Below are 19,297 nucleotides of genomic sequence, written 5' to 3' on the forward strand. Positions count from 1 at the left end.
TTACTCAAGCCAGAAACTCTCTTTCAGGACGAGACTAGCGAGATATGGAAAAAGTACGCATTGGGCTGGAATCCAAGAACTACTATTTGACATCCGTTCCCAGGCTGTTTGACAAGGCATGTCGTCAACATGCCGAAAATCCGGCCGTTATCTGGGGTGAAGACGGTGAGCAATCCATGACTTTTGGGCAATTGCACTCACTTGTCGGAAAAATCGTCGCAGCACTTGACGAACTCCACCTCCAGAAGGGAGATCATATTGGAGTTCACTGCAGCAAAGGGCCGCTCCTGGTGGCGTCTATTATCGCGTTGTGGCATATCGAGCTGGTATACGTTCCCATTGAGAAGAGTTTGCCTGCGGAATACCGGCGCTCGCTGGCAGAATCCGCTGATGTAAGCGCCATCCTGCATGATGGAGACGCTTCTGCTGTATTTTCAGGGGAGAGACTTATCTCCTATGACCGGATTACCTCATACGATGAGAAAAGAGATCTGGTCCTGGACGGTAGTTCCCTGAATCGCCCGGCGATTCTGATGTATACGTCAGGGTCCACCAATAAACCCAAAGGGGTCGTTCACAGCCAGAGACAGGTGCTCAATCGACTGGTGTGGATGTGGAATGAATATTCGTCCTATCGGGATGACGTCGCCTCCTCCCGTTCATTGATGAGTGTGATGCCGTCAATGTGGGAGCTGTTGGGAGGGCTGCTGCTCGGTCTGCCAACGGTGATGATTCCCCCGGCATTACTACAGTCTCCCGCTGCATTGCTGGAGTATCTGGCTAAACATGGAATCTCCTGGATCACCATTACTCCTTCAATCCTGCGTCTTCTTTTGAAACATCAAACGACTCAGGAACCCGTGAGGGGTATATGCCTCAGAAGAGTGACCATCGGCGGCGAGATCCTCCGCGATTCAGACGTCACTGGATTCCATTCGGTTTTTCCTGAAGCACTGTTGCTTGAAGACTACGGTGCCACCGAAGTTAACACGATAGGATTTGGTGAGAGAGCGCCCGGCCAGCTCCATTGGTTTAAGTCAATTGGCAATGTACAGGTTGAAGTTCGTGACGACGAACTGGGGTTAGTGAAGGACGGCGAAGAAGGGGAAATCTGTGTCTGCGGTCATTCGCTGGCTCTTTATTATCATCAGTTGCCGGATATTACCGCCCAACAATTTGTCGAGTTGGATAACGACACGGTAAACGGGCACCGGTTCTATCGTACAGGTGACTATGGCTATCGGGATCAGCAAGGCCGATTCATCCTGAAGGGAAGGCGGGATAACAAGGTAAAGATCAACGGACAGACCGTTGAACTCAGTGCAGTTGAAGCACTTCTTTCTGAAAATTCCGCGGTTCGCGAAGTCATTGTGACACACAGGGTAACCAGTGAAGGTCGTGGACAACTGATTGCCTGGTATACCGAAAACAGTGGTTCGGAAGTGTCTCCGCGTGAGTTGAAGTCGGATCTCAGGGCAAAGGCTCCGGCCAGTATGGTACCGCATCAAATTATCCGCCTGGATCAACTACCCAAGCTGGCAAATGGCAAGATCGACCGTCGAGCACTTGCCGAACGCCCGCTCGATCAGATATCTGTCGAACCAGAAACGCCCGCAGCATCGCGACTTTATGCAGAGCAAGTGCAATCGGTGATCGTCAGCACAGCCCAGAGCATCCTGGAGCGGGAGTTGGGCCGTGACGAATTCAATGATGACTGGAATGACCTGGGGTTTGATTCAGTTACTCTCGTGGAGTTAAAAGAGACACTGGCTGCGCAGCAGGGATGGCCATTGGATATTGCGGATTTCTTTAATCATCCGAGTATTCATGAATTATGTGCGCAGCTGACCAGCAGAGGCCTGAGTGAATCCACGGCAGTACGCAATGACAGGTCCAGCAACGCGAGTGATTCTTTGGTAGCAGTTGACCGCGGGGTAACCGTTGACAGCGCGGTAACAGATGGCGGCTCGGTAACAGGCAATCGTCGTGCGGAAACTGATGACATCGCTGTAATAGGCATGGCCGGTGAATTTCCCGGTGCCGAATCCATCCAGGCACTATGGAAACTGGTCGTCAACAGTGAAGGCAGCATTGGGGAAATTCCGTCCGACCGGTGGTCGCTGGACCAGTTCTATGACGCGGATGGTTCCCGGGCCGACCGCTCCTCAAGCAAATGGGGAGGTTTTCTCTCCGATCCCTTCAGCTTTGATGAATCCCGCTACGGGGTAACCCCGAACGACGCATTTTACCTGGATCCCCAGCACCGACTCTGTCTGCGTACTGTAAGACAGGTCATGCAGGATGCAGGCTATTGTCGCAAGGATCTGGCCGGTCAGTCGGTGGGTGTGTTTATCGGTGCCCGCCAGCCGGAATATCCTGAAATGCTGAAACAAGCTGGAAAATACAGCGGTGCAGCGGCATTTCTTGGCAGTGATAATGCTTTGATGGCAGGAAGGATTTCTCACTTACTGGGAATTCATGGGCCATCGCTTGTATTGGATACGGCGTGTTCTTCGTCCATGGTTGCTTTGCACATGGCCTGCTCAAGCATCCGCCAGGGTGAATCAACCATGGCCTTTGCCGGTGGCATATCGCTGACTTTCGATTCCGGGTTCTACGTCAATACTTCCGGGTTGGGAGTATTTTCTCCCACCGGAAAATGTACGCCATTTGATGATGAAGCCAACGGCTTCGTGCATGGGGAAGGGGTTGCCTTTGTCCTGCTGAAACGTTTGTCGGATGCTGTCGCGGACGGGGACCAGATATACGGCGTTATTAAGGGAAGTGCTGTAAATCACGACGGCCGTTCGAATTCTGTAACTGCGCCCAATGGTGACTCTCAGGCTGCGTTGTTACGGGATATGTTGAAAAAATCAGGCGTTAACCCCGAAACCATTGGCTATGTGGAAACCCACGGCACAGGGACCAAACTGGGTGATCCCATTGAGGCTGGTGCGTTGCTGCAGGTTTTTGACAGTCCTCAAAGGGATCGAAAATGTGCCATTGGTTCCATTAAGGCCAACATCGGTCACCTGACAGCGGCGGCTGGTGTAACCTCACTGATTAAAACATTGTATGCCCTGAAACAAGGGGTGCTTCCGCCGCAAAAAAACTATTCATCCCTGAACAGGCATATAAATCCGGTATTTTCCGATACCTTCCAGGTACCAACGCATGCACAACCCTGGACACAGTCCCTGCGCAGAGCCTGTGTCAGCTCGTTCGGTTTGAGTGGAACCAACGGGGCATGTGTCGTTGAGTCCTGGCATCAAGGTCAGAATAAGCAGAAGGTACTGACAGGAAGACGAGTCAATGAAAGTGCATGGATCGTCTGTATTACAGCAGGTAACCCTGAATCACTGACACACTACCTGACATCGCTGCTGAACCATCTGGAGCATTCGGAGGACTCTTTTGATTCCGTTGTATTTACCCTGGCGCACCGGGAAATCGAACCTTATGGCTGGATTTTCGCTGTCTCTTCTATTGGAACACTTAAAGCTGCCATCAGATCTGCCAGGGAAAGGTCAGGTAACCTGGATAAGGGGATACATCTGCTGGGGGAACATTCTGCAGCATTGGAATCCGCAGTAAGACAACTCCCTATCCATGGCAACAGTGGAATTCAGGACCAGTTTCGCGGCAAGGCGCTTCGTAAAGTAACCCTGCCGGTAAGCCGGGATTTTGGTCAACGATACCGGCCGGAGATACCTGCAGGCAGTCAGGGAGTGAACCTGGATGAGACGCGTCCCTTGCAGAGCAGCCATTCCCGCCCGGATGCCGTGACGCTCGAAGCTTGCGATCAGGGGAATGTTATTGACGTAGACATCGAGGTAGCGCTGTCGAAAATTTTCCGGCAGATGATTGGTATTGAATACGACTCTTCCTTAAGCCATGAATCGATCGCTGACCATGGTCTCGACTCACTCAAGGCTCTGTCACTAAAGAAAGCCGTTCAGGACCAATTTGACCTGGATATTGAGCTTTCAGATTTGATGGGAGGTATGAGCTTTGGAGAATTGGCTGACCTGGTCAAATCAGCCGATCGCACATCACCGCAGGCTTCCTCTGATAGTCACGCCGATCAGCAACTCCAGGTTTCAGATATCACGCCAGGCATGGAGTGGCCATTAACCGATCTGCAGACCAGCAATCTGGTCAGTAAGCTGTCGGGCAAAGGCATGGAGGCAATAGGAAGTTGCGTCTACATGGAGTTTGCATTTCCCAGCCTCTCAGTTGAACGGTTAGAAAAAGCCTGGAACAGGCTCGTTGCCCTTCACCCCATGCTGAGAGTCAGGATCAAGCGCAATGGAAAGCAGGTTCTGGCCGAAGAGGGGACCGGGTACAAGATTAAGTTTAAACCGCTTCACCTGACGGGTGAGGATGTCGAGTCTCATCTTGATCAAGTGTACGACTCCATGACCCGTCGTGTGTACGCGGTCGACAGTTATCCCCTGTACGAGATTTATGTATCACTCATTAATGCTGACTCGGGCATCGTGCATATGCACATGGATGCCTCCATTATCGATGCTCACAGTGCCCAGCTGTTGCTCAGGCAATGGTACGCTCTGTATCAGGACGAGCACCATGTGCCGGATCTTCCTCAGATCAGCTTCTTTGATTTTCTCAATTATCAGGTGAAGGACAAAGCGACTGAGGGGTACCAGAAGGCACTGTCGTACTGGACTGACAAACTAAACGGAGACTGGCTGCCCGCCGTTTTACCTGAAGAACCAGCGATAAAAAGCTCGCCTGATGAAGGATCGGCAAAAGCGCGATCTGCGCACAATTCGGCGGAAGATCAAAGAAGAGTATCCAGTTTTCTGCGGCTGCATAAACCTTTGTCGTCAGAGACGGTTCGTCGAATCAGGGGCTTATTGAAAGCCTCCGGTGTGGCTATTTCCAGTGGATTATTTGCGGTATTCCTTGACTGGCTTTCCCGATACCAGCGGGAGAAACCGTTTGCCGTATCAATGACTCTGAAAAACCGACCTCCGATTCATCCGGATATCGATAAGGTGGTCGGCCCGTTCACGTCCAGTAGTGTGTATATCGCAGAGGCTCGAAAGGGCGGCACTTTCCCGGACTTTGCCAAAGCCGTTCAAAGTAACCTTTATCGTGATCTTGAACATAGTCAGGTAAGCAATGTTGCGGCGATGCGCAACAGCCACCGAAGCAATCCTGTGTCCATTGTTTATTCAGGATTACAGCGAAACCCTGCCGAACCGAGCCTGATCAATGACGTCAATGAAGAGCTTGGAATGACCAGCGGGGTCAAGCTTCATTGCCATATCATCGAGAACGGGGAAGAGGTTTCTCTGGACTGGGATATCGACCAGCGATACCTCTCGGCCGAATTGGCGAAACAGTTGATGACAGAGCTGGCCGAGTATTTCGAGTGGCTGTGTGCAAGTGAAGATTTTACAAACAAAGATAGGGCTCCTGAGGTCAGTGGGCCAGTAATTTCTGCACCTCTAACATCTACACCTCTAACCGCACTCATGCAAAGCTATGTGACGCAGGGGCTGATGAAACCTGAGTCTTTGCCTTCCTATGTCATCCGTACATACGAAGTTTCGAGTCTGAATATTCATCGACTCAGTGCGGTCTTGAAGGAATTGGGAGACCGTCATGCCATCTTCACGACGTTGATCAATCCCAAAGGCCAGTCCTGCTTTCAGGGATCCTCAGCATCTTATCCCTTATTTCGTATTAACTGGGCCGGGCGCCGTCCTGAAAATCTCGAATCCGCCTGCCGGGAAGTAGAGCAGCGATTGGTATCGGAGATGTCCAAGTCCCGGAATCAATGGCCTGGTTACTTCATTGGGCTGATGGAATACGGCGGTCGTTACTTCCTGCAGTTTCTTTTCAAATGTCTGTATTTCGACGGTCTATCAACATTGAAGTTCCCTGACGAGCTGATTTCTGCCTATGAATCGGAATCAATGGGAATAACTGACATAGACACCACACAGACCGACGTGTCACGTGTGGCAGCGCTGGATTATGCCGCGATGCAACACTCTCTGACTAAAAGCAAGGTGGGGAAAGTCGCTGAAAAATACTGGACCCGGAAGCTTGAAAGTATCTTTTCAAATGCCCCCAGGGCTTCGCTTCCTGCGCACAGTAAATCCAAGAACACTTTAAGTGCTGAACTGGATGATCTGGACAAGCTGATTACCTCCGCAGGCGAACAGCGGGTAGGTCTGGATGTATTGATCATCCAGGCTCTCAGAACGGTGCTGCCGCAAGTCGTCGGTGTGGAAGGTTCGCCGTTACTGGTCGTGGAATATATACATCGCCAATTCCAGAAAGAGTGGGCTGATTCCCTGGGAGATTTCAGTACCTTTGGAGTACTACCGGGGCAGTCGATGTCCTGTGCCCAAGTGCAGCAAATGCTGGAACGGGACAGGGCAAACAGTTTCTGTAATCTGTTTACCTGTCTGCCGGCTGCGGTGAAGTCTGACAACGGAGTGTTCCCACTGGTATTTACCAATGCTTTGAATGCAGAGCTGGTCAGCACCTCCGAAAACCCCTGCGTTTACTGTAACTCCAACACTCAGGGAGTGGTGCTTGACTGTTTTGTCTACCGCCGCGGAAACCGCTTATGTGTGGAATGGACCTATCCGTTGGACAGTGATTTCGCGGGGGCTGCGCCCCGGCTGTTCAAGCAGTTTACGACCCTGATCAAAGCGGAAACCCATAAGGCTGAAGTAGGCGGCTTGCCTGCCAAACTTCTTTCCAATTCGGCCGCACCAGTCAAATCTGACAATGCAGATCCCCGTGATCTGTTGCAGGCACTCAACCAGACCAGGACAGACTTCAGTCGTGACAAAACCATGGTCAGCATATTTGATGAAGCTGCGCTGCGGGGACCACTGAATCTGGCAACGATTGATGAGGATCAGGCGTTTACCTACCGCCAGTTACAGTATTTAAGTTGCTGTTATGCGCAATACCTCCGGACTGAGTGCCGGGTATCCGCCGGTGATGTGGTGGCGGTCAAAATGCGGCGCTCAGGTCATATGCTGGCGGTTCTCTATGGGATTCTGCGGTTAGGCGCGGTGTTTGTTCCCCTGAACGATAACGATCCCACGGACAGGCAGGAAAAGGTTCTGCTGCGGGCCAGGGCGGTCCTGCTGATCGGAGATCGTTCGTTGATTGAGCCTTTTAGCTGTCCCGGTACACAAAAGCTGGCCACGGAATCATTTCTGAAATGGGACGATCTGGATAACGATTTTGACATCATTGACCACTCCCAGGCCGATGAGTTGGCCTATGTCATATTTACCAGTGGCAGTACCGGAGAGCCCAAAGGGGTTATGGTTAAACATCGTCCCGTCATTAATCTGGTTGAATGGATGGAGAAGGAGTACCGGTTTGATCATACGGACCGGGTTCTCTGGGTAAACGCGGTAGGTTTTGATCTTTCCATATTCGATATATTCGGATTCCTGGCATACGGGGCCAGCATTCGCGTGATTTCCAATGAACAGCGAAAAGACGCGCTGGTGGTCAAGAAAATACTGTGTAGTGAGCCTATTACGTTCTGGAATTCAGCACCGGCGTATCTTCAGATGATCGCCCCGTTTCTGATGAAGAAGGACACTGCCGGCCAGTTGAGGCTCAGGTTGATCTTCCTCAGTGGAGACTGGATTCCCCTGAGTCTCGCTGACCAGATTCTGAGTTATCTGCCTGAGACCCAACTGGTGTCATTGGGCGGCGCCACTGAAGCGACAGTGTGGTCGAACTATTTCAATGTACAGACGATAGACCCCGACTGGGACAGCATTCCATACGGTAAACCGATTCAGAATTCCCGCTACTACATACTCAACGATGACGGCGAGCCATGTGGTATCAACGAAAAGGGCAGGCTGTTTATTGCCGGCGAGTGCCTGAGTGAAGGCTATATCAATGCGGAAGACCTGACGTCAAAAGCCTTTGTGCGGGATCCTTTTTGGCCTGGGGATAATCTTCGGATGTACGACACCGGTGATATGGCGCGTTACTTTGCAGACGGCAACATCGAGTTCCTGGGCCGTGCCGATACCCAGGTCAAGGTCAGGGGCTACCGCGTGGAGCTGGGTGAAATCGCGGCGGTCATGTCCACGCTCGGATTTATTGATCCTGTGGTTCTGGTGGACAACCACAATCCGTCATCCGCGCTGCTGATCGCCTTCTGCCTGGGGACTTCCGATAACGGTTCACAGGTGTTATCTCAGCATATGGAACTGCTCAGGAAGAAACTTCCTGAATACATGGTTCCCAATCAGGTGGTCCTGATTGATCAATATCCGGTCACAGAAAACGGAAAAGTCGATAGGAAAGCATTGCTTGCCGAGCTAAGGAAGACTAAGGAGAAAGTATCATGACGGGCAAGTCCAGTCTGCATGCACAGCGATTACAGGAACTAAGAACAGAAATTCGTGATGCGGTTTCAGACATCGCGGAGATCCCTCAAAGCCAGATCGAGGACGACATCGGATTAGGTCAGCTGGGTTTTAATTCGCTCCACTATACCATTCTGAGTGCGCAGCTGGGGGACATGCTCAATCGTGAAGTCAGCCCAACGTCGCTGTTTGACCTGCCGACACTGAACCACCTGGTGGATTTTGTCGCAAAAGAATTGCCTGAGAATTCAGAACCGTCGGCTGATGGCAATACGATCGGGTCCTCTGTTGAAAATTTCCAAGCAGACCACTGGGCGCAACGAGAAGAGGTGATTCCACGTCTCTCAGAGCAGCATGACGCCGCGGAACATCTTGGAGCATCCGGAAAGCAAAGCTACAAAGATGCTCTGGCCATTGTCGGTATTCATTGCCGCATGCCCAAAGCCGGCAACCTGGATGAATTCTGGGCCAACCTGGCACAGGGGAAAGACTGCGTTGAAGAGGTTCCTGAAAGCCGCTGGAACTGGGAACAGATCTACGGTCGCGACGGCAATACCACCTATGCGAATGAAGGCGGATTTTTAGAAGACATTGACCAGTTTGATGCGGGATTTTTCAGACTGTCGCCGCGGGAAGCGGAGCTTATGGATCCCAAGCAGCGGCTGCTGCTTCAGGGCGTATGGCATACGCTGGAGGATGCGGGCTATCGGCCCTCAGAACTCAAGGGGAGCGATGTGGGCGTGTTTATCGGCTCTACAGGCGATGAATATGCCAACCTCTTGATCCAGGCCAGACACAAAGTCGACAGCTTCACTCTGACGGGTACCGGCCGGGCCTTTATCAGTAATCGGGTGAGTTACTTTTTTGATTGGAGCGGACCCAGTGAGGTTATCGACACCACCTGTTCAAGCTCCCTGGTAGCACTCCATAGTGCACAGCGGGCGATCAATAACGGTGATTGCTCGGCGGCTATTGTGGGAGGTATCAGCCTGCTGATGGATCCGTATCCTCAGATCAGTCTATCCAAGGTCAATGTGCTGGCGGATGACTGTCGTTGTAAAACCTTTGACTCCCGGGCCAACGGCTATGTGAGAAGTGAAGGATTGGGCCTGGTGATGGTCAAGCCGTATGCCAAAGCGATCGAGGATAATGACCACATTTATGCGGTTATCCGGGGCTCGGCGGTCAATCACGGCGGACACTCGTCAGCATTGACGGCCCCCAATTCAAGAGCCCAGTCAGCGCTGATTCAAAAAGCCTTCCGGGACTATCAGGTAGAGCTTGACGGACTTGGTTATTGCGAAGCCCATGGAACCGGAACCCAACTTGGGGATCCGATTGAAATTGAAGGCCTGAAAAATGCCATTGCCGGTATCGCCGGTGAGCAGGGGCTGACAGCGCTTCCTCCACAAAGTGTTTCTGTGGGTTCGGCGAAAACCAGTATCGGCCATTGTGAGGCAGCTGCAGGCATTGCCGGGCTATTGAAGGTGGTGATGTGCCTGAGGAATCAGTCGATTCCACCTGTCGTTCATCTCAATACGGTAAATGACAAAATTAAGCTGGAAGGCAGTCCGCTGTATCTCTCCAGAACAAACCAATCCTGGAGCGTCACATCCACACAAAATGCGGCGAGAAAGGCGACGGTCAGTGCATTTGGATTTGGTGGTGTTAATGCCCATGTGATCGCCCAGGAATTCAATGATTTACGACTCGGCGCTCGAGCCAGAACGCTGGTTCTGCCGGTCGCAGCCAGGGACAGAGAGCAGTTGGTTCAATATGTACGACTCGTTCGCGATGCGGTCGCCGGGGCGGATGAGAACAGGTTGGCGGACTTGCTCTACACCTTCCAGACGGGTCGCGAACAGTTAAACGAAAAAGTCGTATTCATTGCCGGTGAAAAGAATACGCTGCTCGACTCGATGGACGGTTTCTGCCGAGGAAGCCAAAGCTTCCTGATTACAGGGGGAGTCCGGGGATATGAGCAGTCCATATACGGAGACTGGAGCTGCTTTGAGAAGCGTGAAGTCACCCTGGCGGTCGAAGGGTGGTTGGAGAAGGGAGTGTCCGAATGGAATCGTCTATATGACGGTCAACCCAAACGTATTCCTGCACCGGTCTACCCGTTCGCCAGACAGAGTTATCTCCCGAAATCGCTGGTAGAGTCCTCCTACAATAAAGTCGGTTATTTCCTCGACAAGCTGGAAGATCATCGATATCAGATCCTGCTCACGACTCAATACGAGTACGTCCGGGATCATGTGGTGAACGGAGAGAGGATTCTCCCCTCTGCCGCCTATATTTCCTTTATGGAGGATATTGCTTACAGCCAGTTGGGTATCCGGGGAGCGTTATGCGTATCCAATATTGTCTGGTCCCAGCCTGTACGTTTCACTTCGCGTTTTCCCGTTGCGATTAACTTTGAGGTTGAAAGCCTGGATAACGGTGACTGGAACATTATCTGTTACACCTTCCAGGATGAGGCAAGAGTTGAGCATTGCGCCGCGCGGATTAAACGCCACTCTGGTGATCTATCATCAGAGAAGCTCTCCGACGGAACCCGGCAGTTCAAAGCCGCCCGGTCAGAAGACGAGATATACCGCCAGCTCGCTGATATCGGCCTGACGTTTGGAGACAGTTTAAAGACCGTTAAACAAATCTGGTACTCGGAACATGAAGCGCTAAGCCAGATCCGGGTCGAGGCCGATAAGACTGTGGGCCAATCGGAACCTGCGCTGAAAGTTGAGGCAGTGGATGCCATATTCCAAACCGCTATCCTGCACCAGTGTTGTACGTCCAATCAGGGGGAGTTGAGCATCCCATTCTCTGTTAACCGCCTGGTGATTCATGGACGTATGGAGGAGGACATGTATGTCCGCGCCATCAGCCAGAATCAAGGGACCGGGAACACACAGAAGAACAGCAATACACAAAAGTACGACCTGCTGGTATTCGATCCGGCTGGTGTCCTGTTGATGGAAATCAGGGGGTCTATAGGATTACCCACCCGTCCGGAAAAAGGAAGCAAGCGCAATACATCCTCATCGCAGGCAACTCGTTTCATTGAACGCTGGAGATCAGTCGATATACCGGCAACCGGCGAACCGGCATTTTCGGGCCATCTGTGTATCGGGTTTCATCCCGGTATTAAAGAGCAGCGCTTTGCTTCGATGCTGAACGCTGAGCTGATTGATGCCCAACAGCTGGATGCTGATAGCCGGGACGCCTCCGTGACGGTTCTGTCTGAACGTCTTTCTGACCTTCTATCCAGCCATCCGTCTGGATCAGGCGAGGCTGTTAAACCTGTACTTAACATTGTGGTGGATGCAGGAAGTCTTTCTTTTGAACAAGCACTTAGCTGGCACAGGAACGTTTATTTCTGGGTCCAGAAATGGATCAGGTCCCGGGTAACACCAGCGTTGTCCATGAACATTGTCGTGTTGCATGAAACTCCTAATGAAGTCTCCACTTTATTGTCAGCGATGGACGCGTTCGGGAAAGCGGTGACTCATGAGTTTCCCAGAATGCCGGTAAGGACTGTCATTATTCAGTCTGACGCGGAACATGACGCACCAGGAACCACCTATGACCTCCGGCGCGAGATGGAATTTATATCCCGTCAAGCGGCTGCGGGATCGTTCAGGATAACCACTGACAGCCGTCATCTGGAAACCCTGTACCTGGAGACCGTTGGGGACATCAGTGTGGAAAGCGGGGATTGGCAGGTCGACCCTTCCAAAATTTATCTGGTGACTGGAGGCATGGGGCGGGTAGGTCGCTTTGTCGCCTCTTATCTTTCTTCTCTGGGAGCCAAAGTACTGCTGATGGGGAGAAGCCCGATTGCGACATTGTCTGCTGATCATCAGCGTCTGCTCCGCGAGCAGGCAGGGAATTGGGAGTATCAGCAGGTTGATGTATCCGACAGGGATTCGATGATGCAGACAGTGGCTTATGCCAGAAATAAATATGGTGCCATCGGTGGCGTCATTCACTGCGCAGGATCTCCCCCCAATGCTTTGCTGATAAACAAAACCGAAAAGGACTATGAACGCATAACCCTGGGGAAAATTGCCGGTGCCTATTATCTGGATGAAGCGACCAGAACCGACGATCTGAGTGTGTTCCTTGTGTGTTCTTCTCTGGTTTCCATTACCGGTCACGTTGGTTGCACCGACTATGCGTTTGCAAACCGTGCATTGGAGCGCTTCACAGAATTCCGCACATCTCTCTTTAACCAGGGGCGACGTCATGGAAAAAGCGTCTGTGTGGCCTGGCCCGCCTGGAGAGGTGGTATGGATATCTCAGAAAAGGAGCTGGCATTTATCGGGCAGAAAGGCTTTATCCCGTTGGATGACAACCAGGCATTAAACACCATCAAGAGTGTTGTAAAGCATGCCGGTGTCACTAAGCAGGGGGATACCGGAATCAGTTTTATTGCCAGCGGGAATAAGCGCCTGTACGAGCCGTTCTTGCACTCACTATATCTGTCAGACCAAAACATAACATTAAAATCAATAGCTTAGGATAAGAGGGAAGCCCTAAACAATGAATATTTCAGACTTGGCTCGCAATCTGGTGAAGGACGCAATTGTTCGCGAAACCATGATGGACGCGGCTTCACTGCAGGAACAGACGCCCTTCGAGGAATACGGTATTGAATCGGTGATGAGCGTATCGATTATTCGTGTTCTGGAAGATAGCTTCGGCGAATTGAGCAAATCCCTGTTATTTGAGTTTCCGACTATCGGAGATCTGGTAGAACATCTGGTAGACGAACATCAAGCCACCCTCACTGAAAAACTGGCAGAGCAGGGGGCATCGACACCTGCAATCGTCGGCGACCGGGTATTCTCTGATCGCCAGCGTAAAGAACAGATCGGGATTGCTTCCGTCAACACCGATGAGCCGGTCAGGGAGAGCGTCATTCCTGCGCCGAACACGATGGCTGCTGAAGCGCAGAAACCGGTACAACAGTCTTTGCCTGCTGTGAGTCGAACTGAAGAATCGTTGGTACCGCCTGTCTTTGGCACCATGGATTCCTCCGCAGAATCCACAGGCGGTACAGCCGGAACGGCTACTCAATCTGCGAAGTTACAGGGCACAGCGTTGTCCCATCGGGAAGCTACCCATGACCAGCAGTACAGCGATAACGATGTGGCGATCATCGGGATTGCCGGTCGTTTTCCGCAGGCAGATGACATCGAGACCTTCTGGAATAATCTGGTCGATGGCAAGGACAGTATTACCACGATCCCCGAAAGGCTGTGGAAATGGCAGGATTTCTGGGATGAAAGCAAAGGTGTCGCGGGGAAATCCTATCTTAAATGGGGTGGATTCCTGAATGATCACCGCAACTTTGATCCACTGTTCTTCGGTATGAGCAAACTGGAAGCGGAATCAGTCGATCCTCAGGAAAGGGTCTTCCTTGAAACAGTACATCACACCTTTGAAGATGCCGGATATAACCGGAAAAAGATCAGCAATTACCGTGTTGGTTTATACGTGGGCATCATGTGGGGGCAATATCAGCTTTACGGAGCGATGGATGCCTCAGCGGGCTCCTCGTATGCTTCCATTGCCAACCGGGCTTCCTATTTCTTCGATCTGAGAGGACCCAGTATACCGCTGGACACTATGTGCTCCGGTTCCATGACAACGGTTCATCTGGCCTGTGAAAGTATTCGCTCAGGTGAATCGGATATGGCGATTGCCGGTGGCGTTAACCTGACCACCCATCCAAATAAATATTTTGTGTTAAGCAAAACGGGGTTTGCTTCCTCCCATGGTCGTTGTAAGAGTTTCAGCGCGGACGGCGACGGTTATGTGCCCTCGGAGGGTGTTGGTACAGTTCTTCTGAAATCAATGAAAAAGGCGCTGCAGGACGGCGACCGGATACACGGTGTGATCAGGGCAACCGCCATTAACCATGGTGGCAAGGTCAACGGCTTTACGGTTCCCAGTGCCCAGGCGCAGGAAGAGCTGGTGACCATGGCTCTTGAAAAGTCAAAGCTGGATCCTTCAACCATTACCTATGTGGAGGCACATGCACCGGGCACGGCTCTGGGTGATCCGATAGAGGTGAGAGGGCTGACGACCGCCTTCAGAAAGCACACGGACAATAAGCAGTTTTGTTCAATCGGCTCGGTGAAATCCAACATCGGCCACCTGGAGTCCGCCGCGTCGTTTGCCAGCATTGCCAAAGTGGTTAAGCAGCTTGAAGAAAAGACGCTGGTTCCTTCTATTCATCTGGAGAATGAAAACCCCAATATCCAGTTTGATAAGACACCGTTCTATCTGCAAAAAAGCCTGACGCCATGGAAGCTACCACTCAGGGAAAATAACGGACGTCTGGAAGCTTTGCCCAGAAGAGCCGCCATTAACTCCTTCGGTGCCGGAGGGGCGAATGCGCATATGATTGTTGAGGAGTATATCGCGCCGACCTTTGTAGGTAATGGCATGGTTGACGATGAGCAACTGTTTCTGCTGTCAGCACGTGATGACATCACTCTCAACAGCCTGATGAATAAATATATCTCCTATATCGACGAACTGCTTGATATGCGGGCGAAGATTGAAGAAAGCGACACCGTCAGTCGGGTGATGGAAGCGTTGAATCAGGCAACCTCTATCAGCTCATCCCTGCTGAGCAATGACGATCTGCTCATTAACCTGCTGACGGGGGCGGAGAGTTCCTCCAAAGTGATTCGTGCCATTGCGGAAACCTGCAACGTGCTGTTGAGCGAACAGGAGATCGACCATTGCCGTACAGTGTCGGACCTGAAAAGCACGATACTGGCAAAGGTCTGTAGCAAATATGTGGCCGAAGGAGAAGCAGAGCGTCGCCATCTGAGGTCCATGGCCTACACGATGCAGACCGGTAGGGAACATCTCTCCTGCAGGTTGGGCATTGTTGCCGGTAGCCTTGCCGGACTGAAATCCGTATTGCTGGATGTATTGTCTGAGAAACAAAGCGAGAAAATTGCCCGGGGCAAAGTAAAAAATGTGGCACTGCTTCCAAAGACCAGTGAGCAAGATCAGCAATTTATCGGCCGGCTGATGCAGCAACGGAATCTCACACGGATTGCCGAGCTCTGGTGCAAAGGCGTTGATATTGACTGGGAGGGTTTTTATGAGGCCCGGCCGGGTATCGTGTCTTTGCCTCAATACCCATTCGCCAAAATTATTTGTTGGGCTCCGACTGCAACGCTGACCGCATCCGGACAGGTGATTGCCTCCGGTGCTGATTCAGCCGCACAAAGCAGCGCAGCTGGTGGATCGGTTGACGGTTCCAAAGGCACGGCTGATGAATCCTATCTTTTGGGCAAGGCCTATCTCAAACAGGGTTTCCTGGCCGGCAAGCTGCTGGAGGCCTCGTTGGAACAGGCAACAAAAGGCTCGCTGCAATTGGAAGATATTGCTGCCACGGCCCAACTGACAGACCTTGCTTCGGTCACAACGAAGGATGCACGGGAAGAGTCAGGAATCAGGCTCAGCCTGTTCTCGGTTAATGACGAAAAACCGGTTGCTCAAGGGCAGTTCAAACCCTCGGAAATCTTCAAAAGTGAGGTGTTGAGTGTCGATATCGGCTCCCGGATGCAAAAAAATCCTGAGCTTGTCACGCACACGACCGGCCTGCCAGGGCTGGAAGGTGTTGCCACAGCGCCGAGCATAGCCATTGCGCGGTACACCGAGGTGGCGGGAGTATCGCCATCAGTGGTGGCAATGTCCGTACTGCATCAGTTGTTAGCGGATGAGGGCGGCACAGATGAAACGGATGTGAGCTATGCATTCAGTCGCGACCTGCTGGTAATGAGCCGGGTTTCAGAAAAAGGTTGGGTTGTATTGCATAAGCATGATGACGGTAGTTTTGATGCGTTCATCCTTAATGAAAGCCGGGAACCTTCCGTCTATTGCCAGAATATTGTTGATGCCAGAACACTGCAGGCAGACAGCATTGACTGCCGGTTATTCAACCCGGTATTTGAGCCGGTGAGTAAAACCGGTGAAGGTTCTAACGGAGAAAGCACGAGAAAAAATACGGCCTGTCTGGCGGTATTTCCTCAGGGCAGCGAGCCGGATATGGGGAAACTGGTGGATGCCTGTCATTTTGAAAAGGTCTACGCCATGACCTATGGCGCCAAATGTGCCACGGAATTAATGGATTCGACCCATTGGCAGATCAATGTGAATGATCTGGAGGACATCGAGCACTGTTTGAAACATGTGGACAGCATCGGACAGGTCATGTTTTTCGGTGGCTCCTTTAATGAAGGGGATGCCGGCATTGAACCGGTTCAGGAAGTGGCATTCTTCCATAAGCTGATGCAGCAGATCCTGACTTCCGAATGGAGTAAAGACGAAAACTTCTCATTACATGCCTACACCCGTTTCTGTGAGCTTGTGGAACAGAGCGAGCCTGTCTCCAGGTTTGCCGGTGGTCTGTCAGGCTACATCAGAAGCCTGGCCCGGGAGTATCCGAAGCTTCGTCTAAGGCTGGCTGATGTGGACTGGCAGCAGGGTACCCAGGGTAATGCTCTGATTGAGACATATGTACAACTGAGAAACAGTGCCAATCTGGAAGTCTTCCATCGCGGCGAGGAGTTTCTGAATCGCCGGGTGATCGAGTTCAGTCCCGAAACTGCTCAAACCCCGGCGGTCTTCAGGCAGGAAGGAGTCTATCTGCTGGTGGGCGGTGCCGGCACCGTGGGGTACCAGCTCAGTGAATATCTGGCGAAGAATTATCAGGCCAGGATCGTCTGGGTGAATCGGTCGCCTTTGAGTGATGCCCGTAAACATGCAATGGATGCCATCAACCAGTTGGGAGGGGAATGCCATTACTATGCTCTTGATGTTCAGGATGCTGCCCAGTTACAGGAAGCGGTAGACGATATCTGCGGTAAATTCGGCAGAGTGGACGGTGTGGTGCATCTCGCCATGGAGAGAGATATCTGTCGGATCAGTGAGCTATCTGATGATCTGTTAAGGCAACGTATCGGTGCCAAAATAGCCGGCACGGAAAATCTGGCACAGGCATTTAAGGGCAGGGAGCCCGACTTCATGCTCCTGTTTTCGTCTGCTGAGGCCTACGTGGGAAGCACCGGATGGAGTGCCTATACCTCAGGATGTTCCTATCAGACACAGATTGCCCAGCGTATATCGCAGCAGGGCATTCCAACCTTTGCAGTAAATTGGGGCTTCTGGGAAGGCGTTGACGAGAACATCGTGGAAATGCTGAAGAACAAGGGACTCCGTTTCCTGAATATCAGGGACGGCATCAATGTGATCAAGTATGTTCTTGGCAATCAGTGTCATCAGTTGGTGGCGCTCAAGGCGGAAGACCGTGTGGTCGATCAGATGGGCTTTGAAAAGCTTGCCAGGCCACAGGAAGTCATCTCCCCGGCAGTCGATGCTGAGAAAAACGCAGCAGTCCAGGCAGATGCCACACAAACGCAGGCAGTTTCTGCGCCGGTCGCAACTGTGTCTGGCGCAGGCTCACTCTCCGGAGCTGCATTGAATCAGGAAAATCTTCAGAAGGCCCTGATCAGCCTGTTTGCCCAGGTATTGAAGCTTGATGAAAGTGATATGGATGCTAATGAGGACATGCTCAATTATGGCGTCGACTCGCTGATCGTCCTGAATATTCAGACCGAACTGGAAAACCGGGCCGGACAGGTCAGCGTCAACCTGTTGTTGGAAAATCAGACCATCAGCGACATCGCGACGGCCATGTTGGCCGACTATCGCGAACAGGCGGCTGCGTTGCTCGGTACCGTAGCAGGTGACGAAACCACCACTGAAATGACGGGGGATGGCATAGCACCGTCATCAGAACAGGCGTCCCCAGTATCCCAGGCTGAATCGACAGCCATTATCCCGAAAGTACCAGAAAACCTCAGTGTTCTAAGAGCGATGGCATTGGATGAAGGTGAAACCTTCCTGAAGGGCTATCACCAGCTTTATCAGGACAAGGCACTGATGACTGAGCCTTTGGAGGGCTCTGTGGTCGGAGATTATGCTGCCGACGGCGTGCTGCACGGTCTGGTGGACAGCGGTCAGGGCAACATGGAGGTGTTTGTGAGTGGCCAGGGAATTCCTGTGGTACTGATGCCGGCGGTGGCCGTGACTGCACCGACCTGGCTGTACCTGTTGAATTCCAGGTTGCGTGAAAAATATCAGTTCATTGTGGTGCATCCTCCGGGATACGGCATGAGTGAGCCGGTAAAAGAGTGCAATACCAAGGGCATCGTATCGGCAGTGATGGGGACTTTGGACGCGCTCGGGATCAGGCGTCCGTTCCATCTGGTGGGTTCCTGCCTTGGTTGTGCCGCCTCGATCTACCTGGCCAAAACCCATCCGGAAAGGGTGGCTTCACTGACATTGGTTGGAGCGTTCCATGACACCTCTGATCTGAACGTCAATGACCCGGATAACATGTCGGGAGCCCAATTCGAAGAACTGGCTAAGTCTGCGGTGGAATCCCTGCGGGAGGACTTCCAGGCCGTCATTGATAACCTCAAGGAAACGGAGGCGTGGCAGGCAGACATCATCCGGGAACGCCGCGATCTGTTGCTGAACTCCCAATGTGTGAACTTCCTGGTTGCCCTGCGCTACCTGAATGAAATGATGAGCATGTCTCTGCTGCCATGGCTGCCGGAAGTGGGCGTAGCTACCCACTGCATATACGGGGACGTGGATAAGATCATTACTCCCCGTCATTCAAAAGAAATCAGTCAGGGAATCAAAGGGGCACAGTTAACCTGTATTCCCGGATCAGCCCACTTCCCATACCTGACTCACGAAAAAATGTTCGTGCCTGTCCTGGAAGGATTTATTGATGACCAGGAACGCAAGCAGATAAAGACAGTGACTGAAGACGCGGTGGAAACCGTCAATTGATCACTGCT

3 protein-coding genes are annotated in these 19,297 nt (G+C 52.0%); all 3 read left to right on the forward strand.

The window, feature by feature from the left end; genetic code table 11:
- Positions 1-44: 44 nt before the first annotated feature.
- Genes BTA51_RS14410 through BTA51_RS14420 form a run of 3 tightly spaced genes read left to right on the forward strand, consistent with a single transcriptional unit; the run spans position 45 to position 19,289 of the window.
- Positions 45-8,378, forward strand: coding sequence for a non-ribosomal peptide synthetase (locus BTA51_RS14410; RefSeq protein ID WP_094708358.1), 8,334 nt, complete (start codon positions 45-47; stop codon positions 8,376-8,378).
- Positions 8,375-12,916 (forward strand): SDR family NAD(P)-dependent oxidoreductase, encoded by a 4,542-nt coding sequence (locus tag BTA51_RS14415; protein WP_094708360.1) that lies wholly within the window; start codon positions 8,375-8,377, stop codon positions 12,914-12,916. The genes BTA51_RS14410 and BTA51_RS14415 overlap by 4 nt, the downstream gene beginning before the upstream one ends.
- A 22-nt stretch (positions 12,917-12,938) precedes the next feature.
- Positions 12,939-19,289 (forward strand): alpha/beta fold hydrolase, encoded by a 6,351-nt coding sequence (locus BTA51_RS14420; protein ID WP_094708362.1) that lies wholly within the window; start codon positions 12,939-12,941, stop codon positions 19,287-19,289.
- Positions 19,290-19,297 lie beyond the last annotated feature (8 nt).

The organism is Hahella sp. CCB-MM4 (assembly GCF_002260525.1).
Lineage (GTDB): Bacteria > Pseudomonadota > Gammaproteobacteria > Pseudomonadales > Oleiphilaceae > Hahella.

What these genes read in the sequence shown, in the direction of transcription:
- BTA51_RS14410 (WP_094708358.1), top strand. Translation starts at nt 45, where the DNA reads ATGGAAAAAGTACGCATTGGGCTGGAATCCAAGAACTACTATTTGACA.
- BTA51_RS14420 (WP_094708362.1), top strand. Translation starts at nt 12,939, where the DNA reads ATGAATATTTCAGACTTGGCTCGCAATCTGGTGAAGGACGCAATTGTT.
- BTA51_RS14415 (WP_094708360.1), top strand. Translation starts at nt 8,375, where the DNA reads ATGACGGGCAAGTCCAGTCTGCATGCACAGCGATTACAGGAACTAAGA.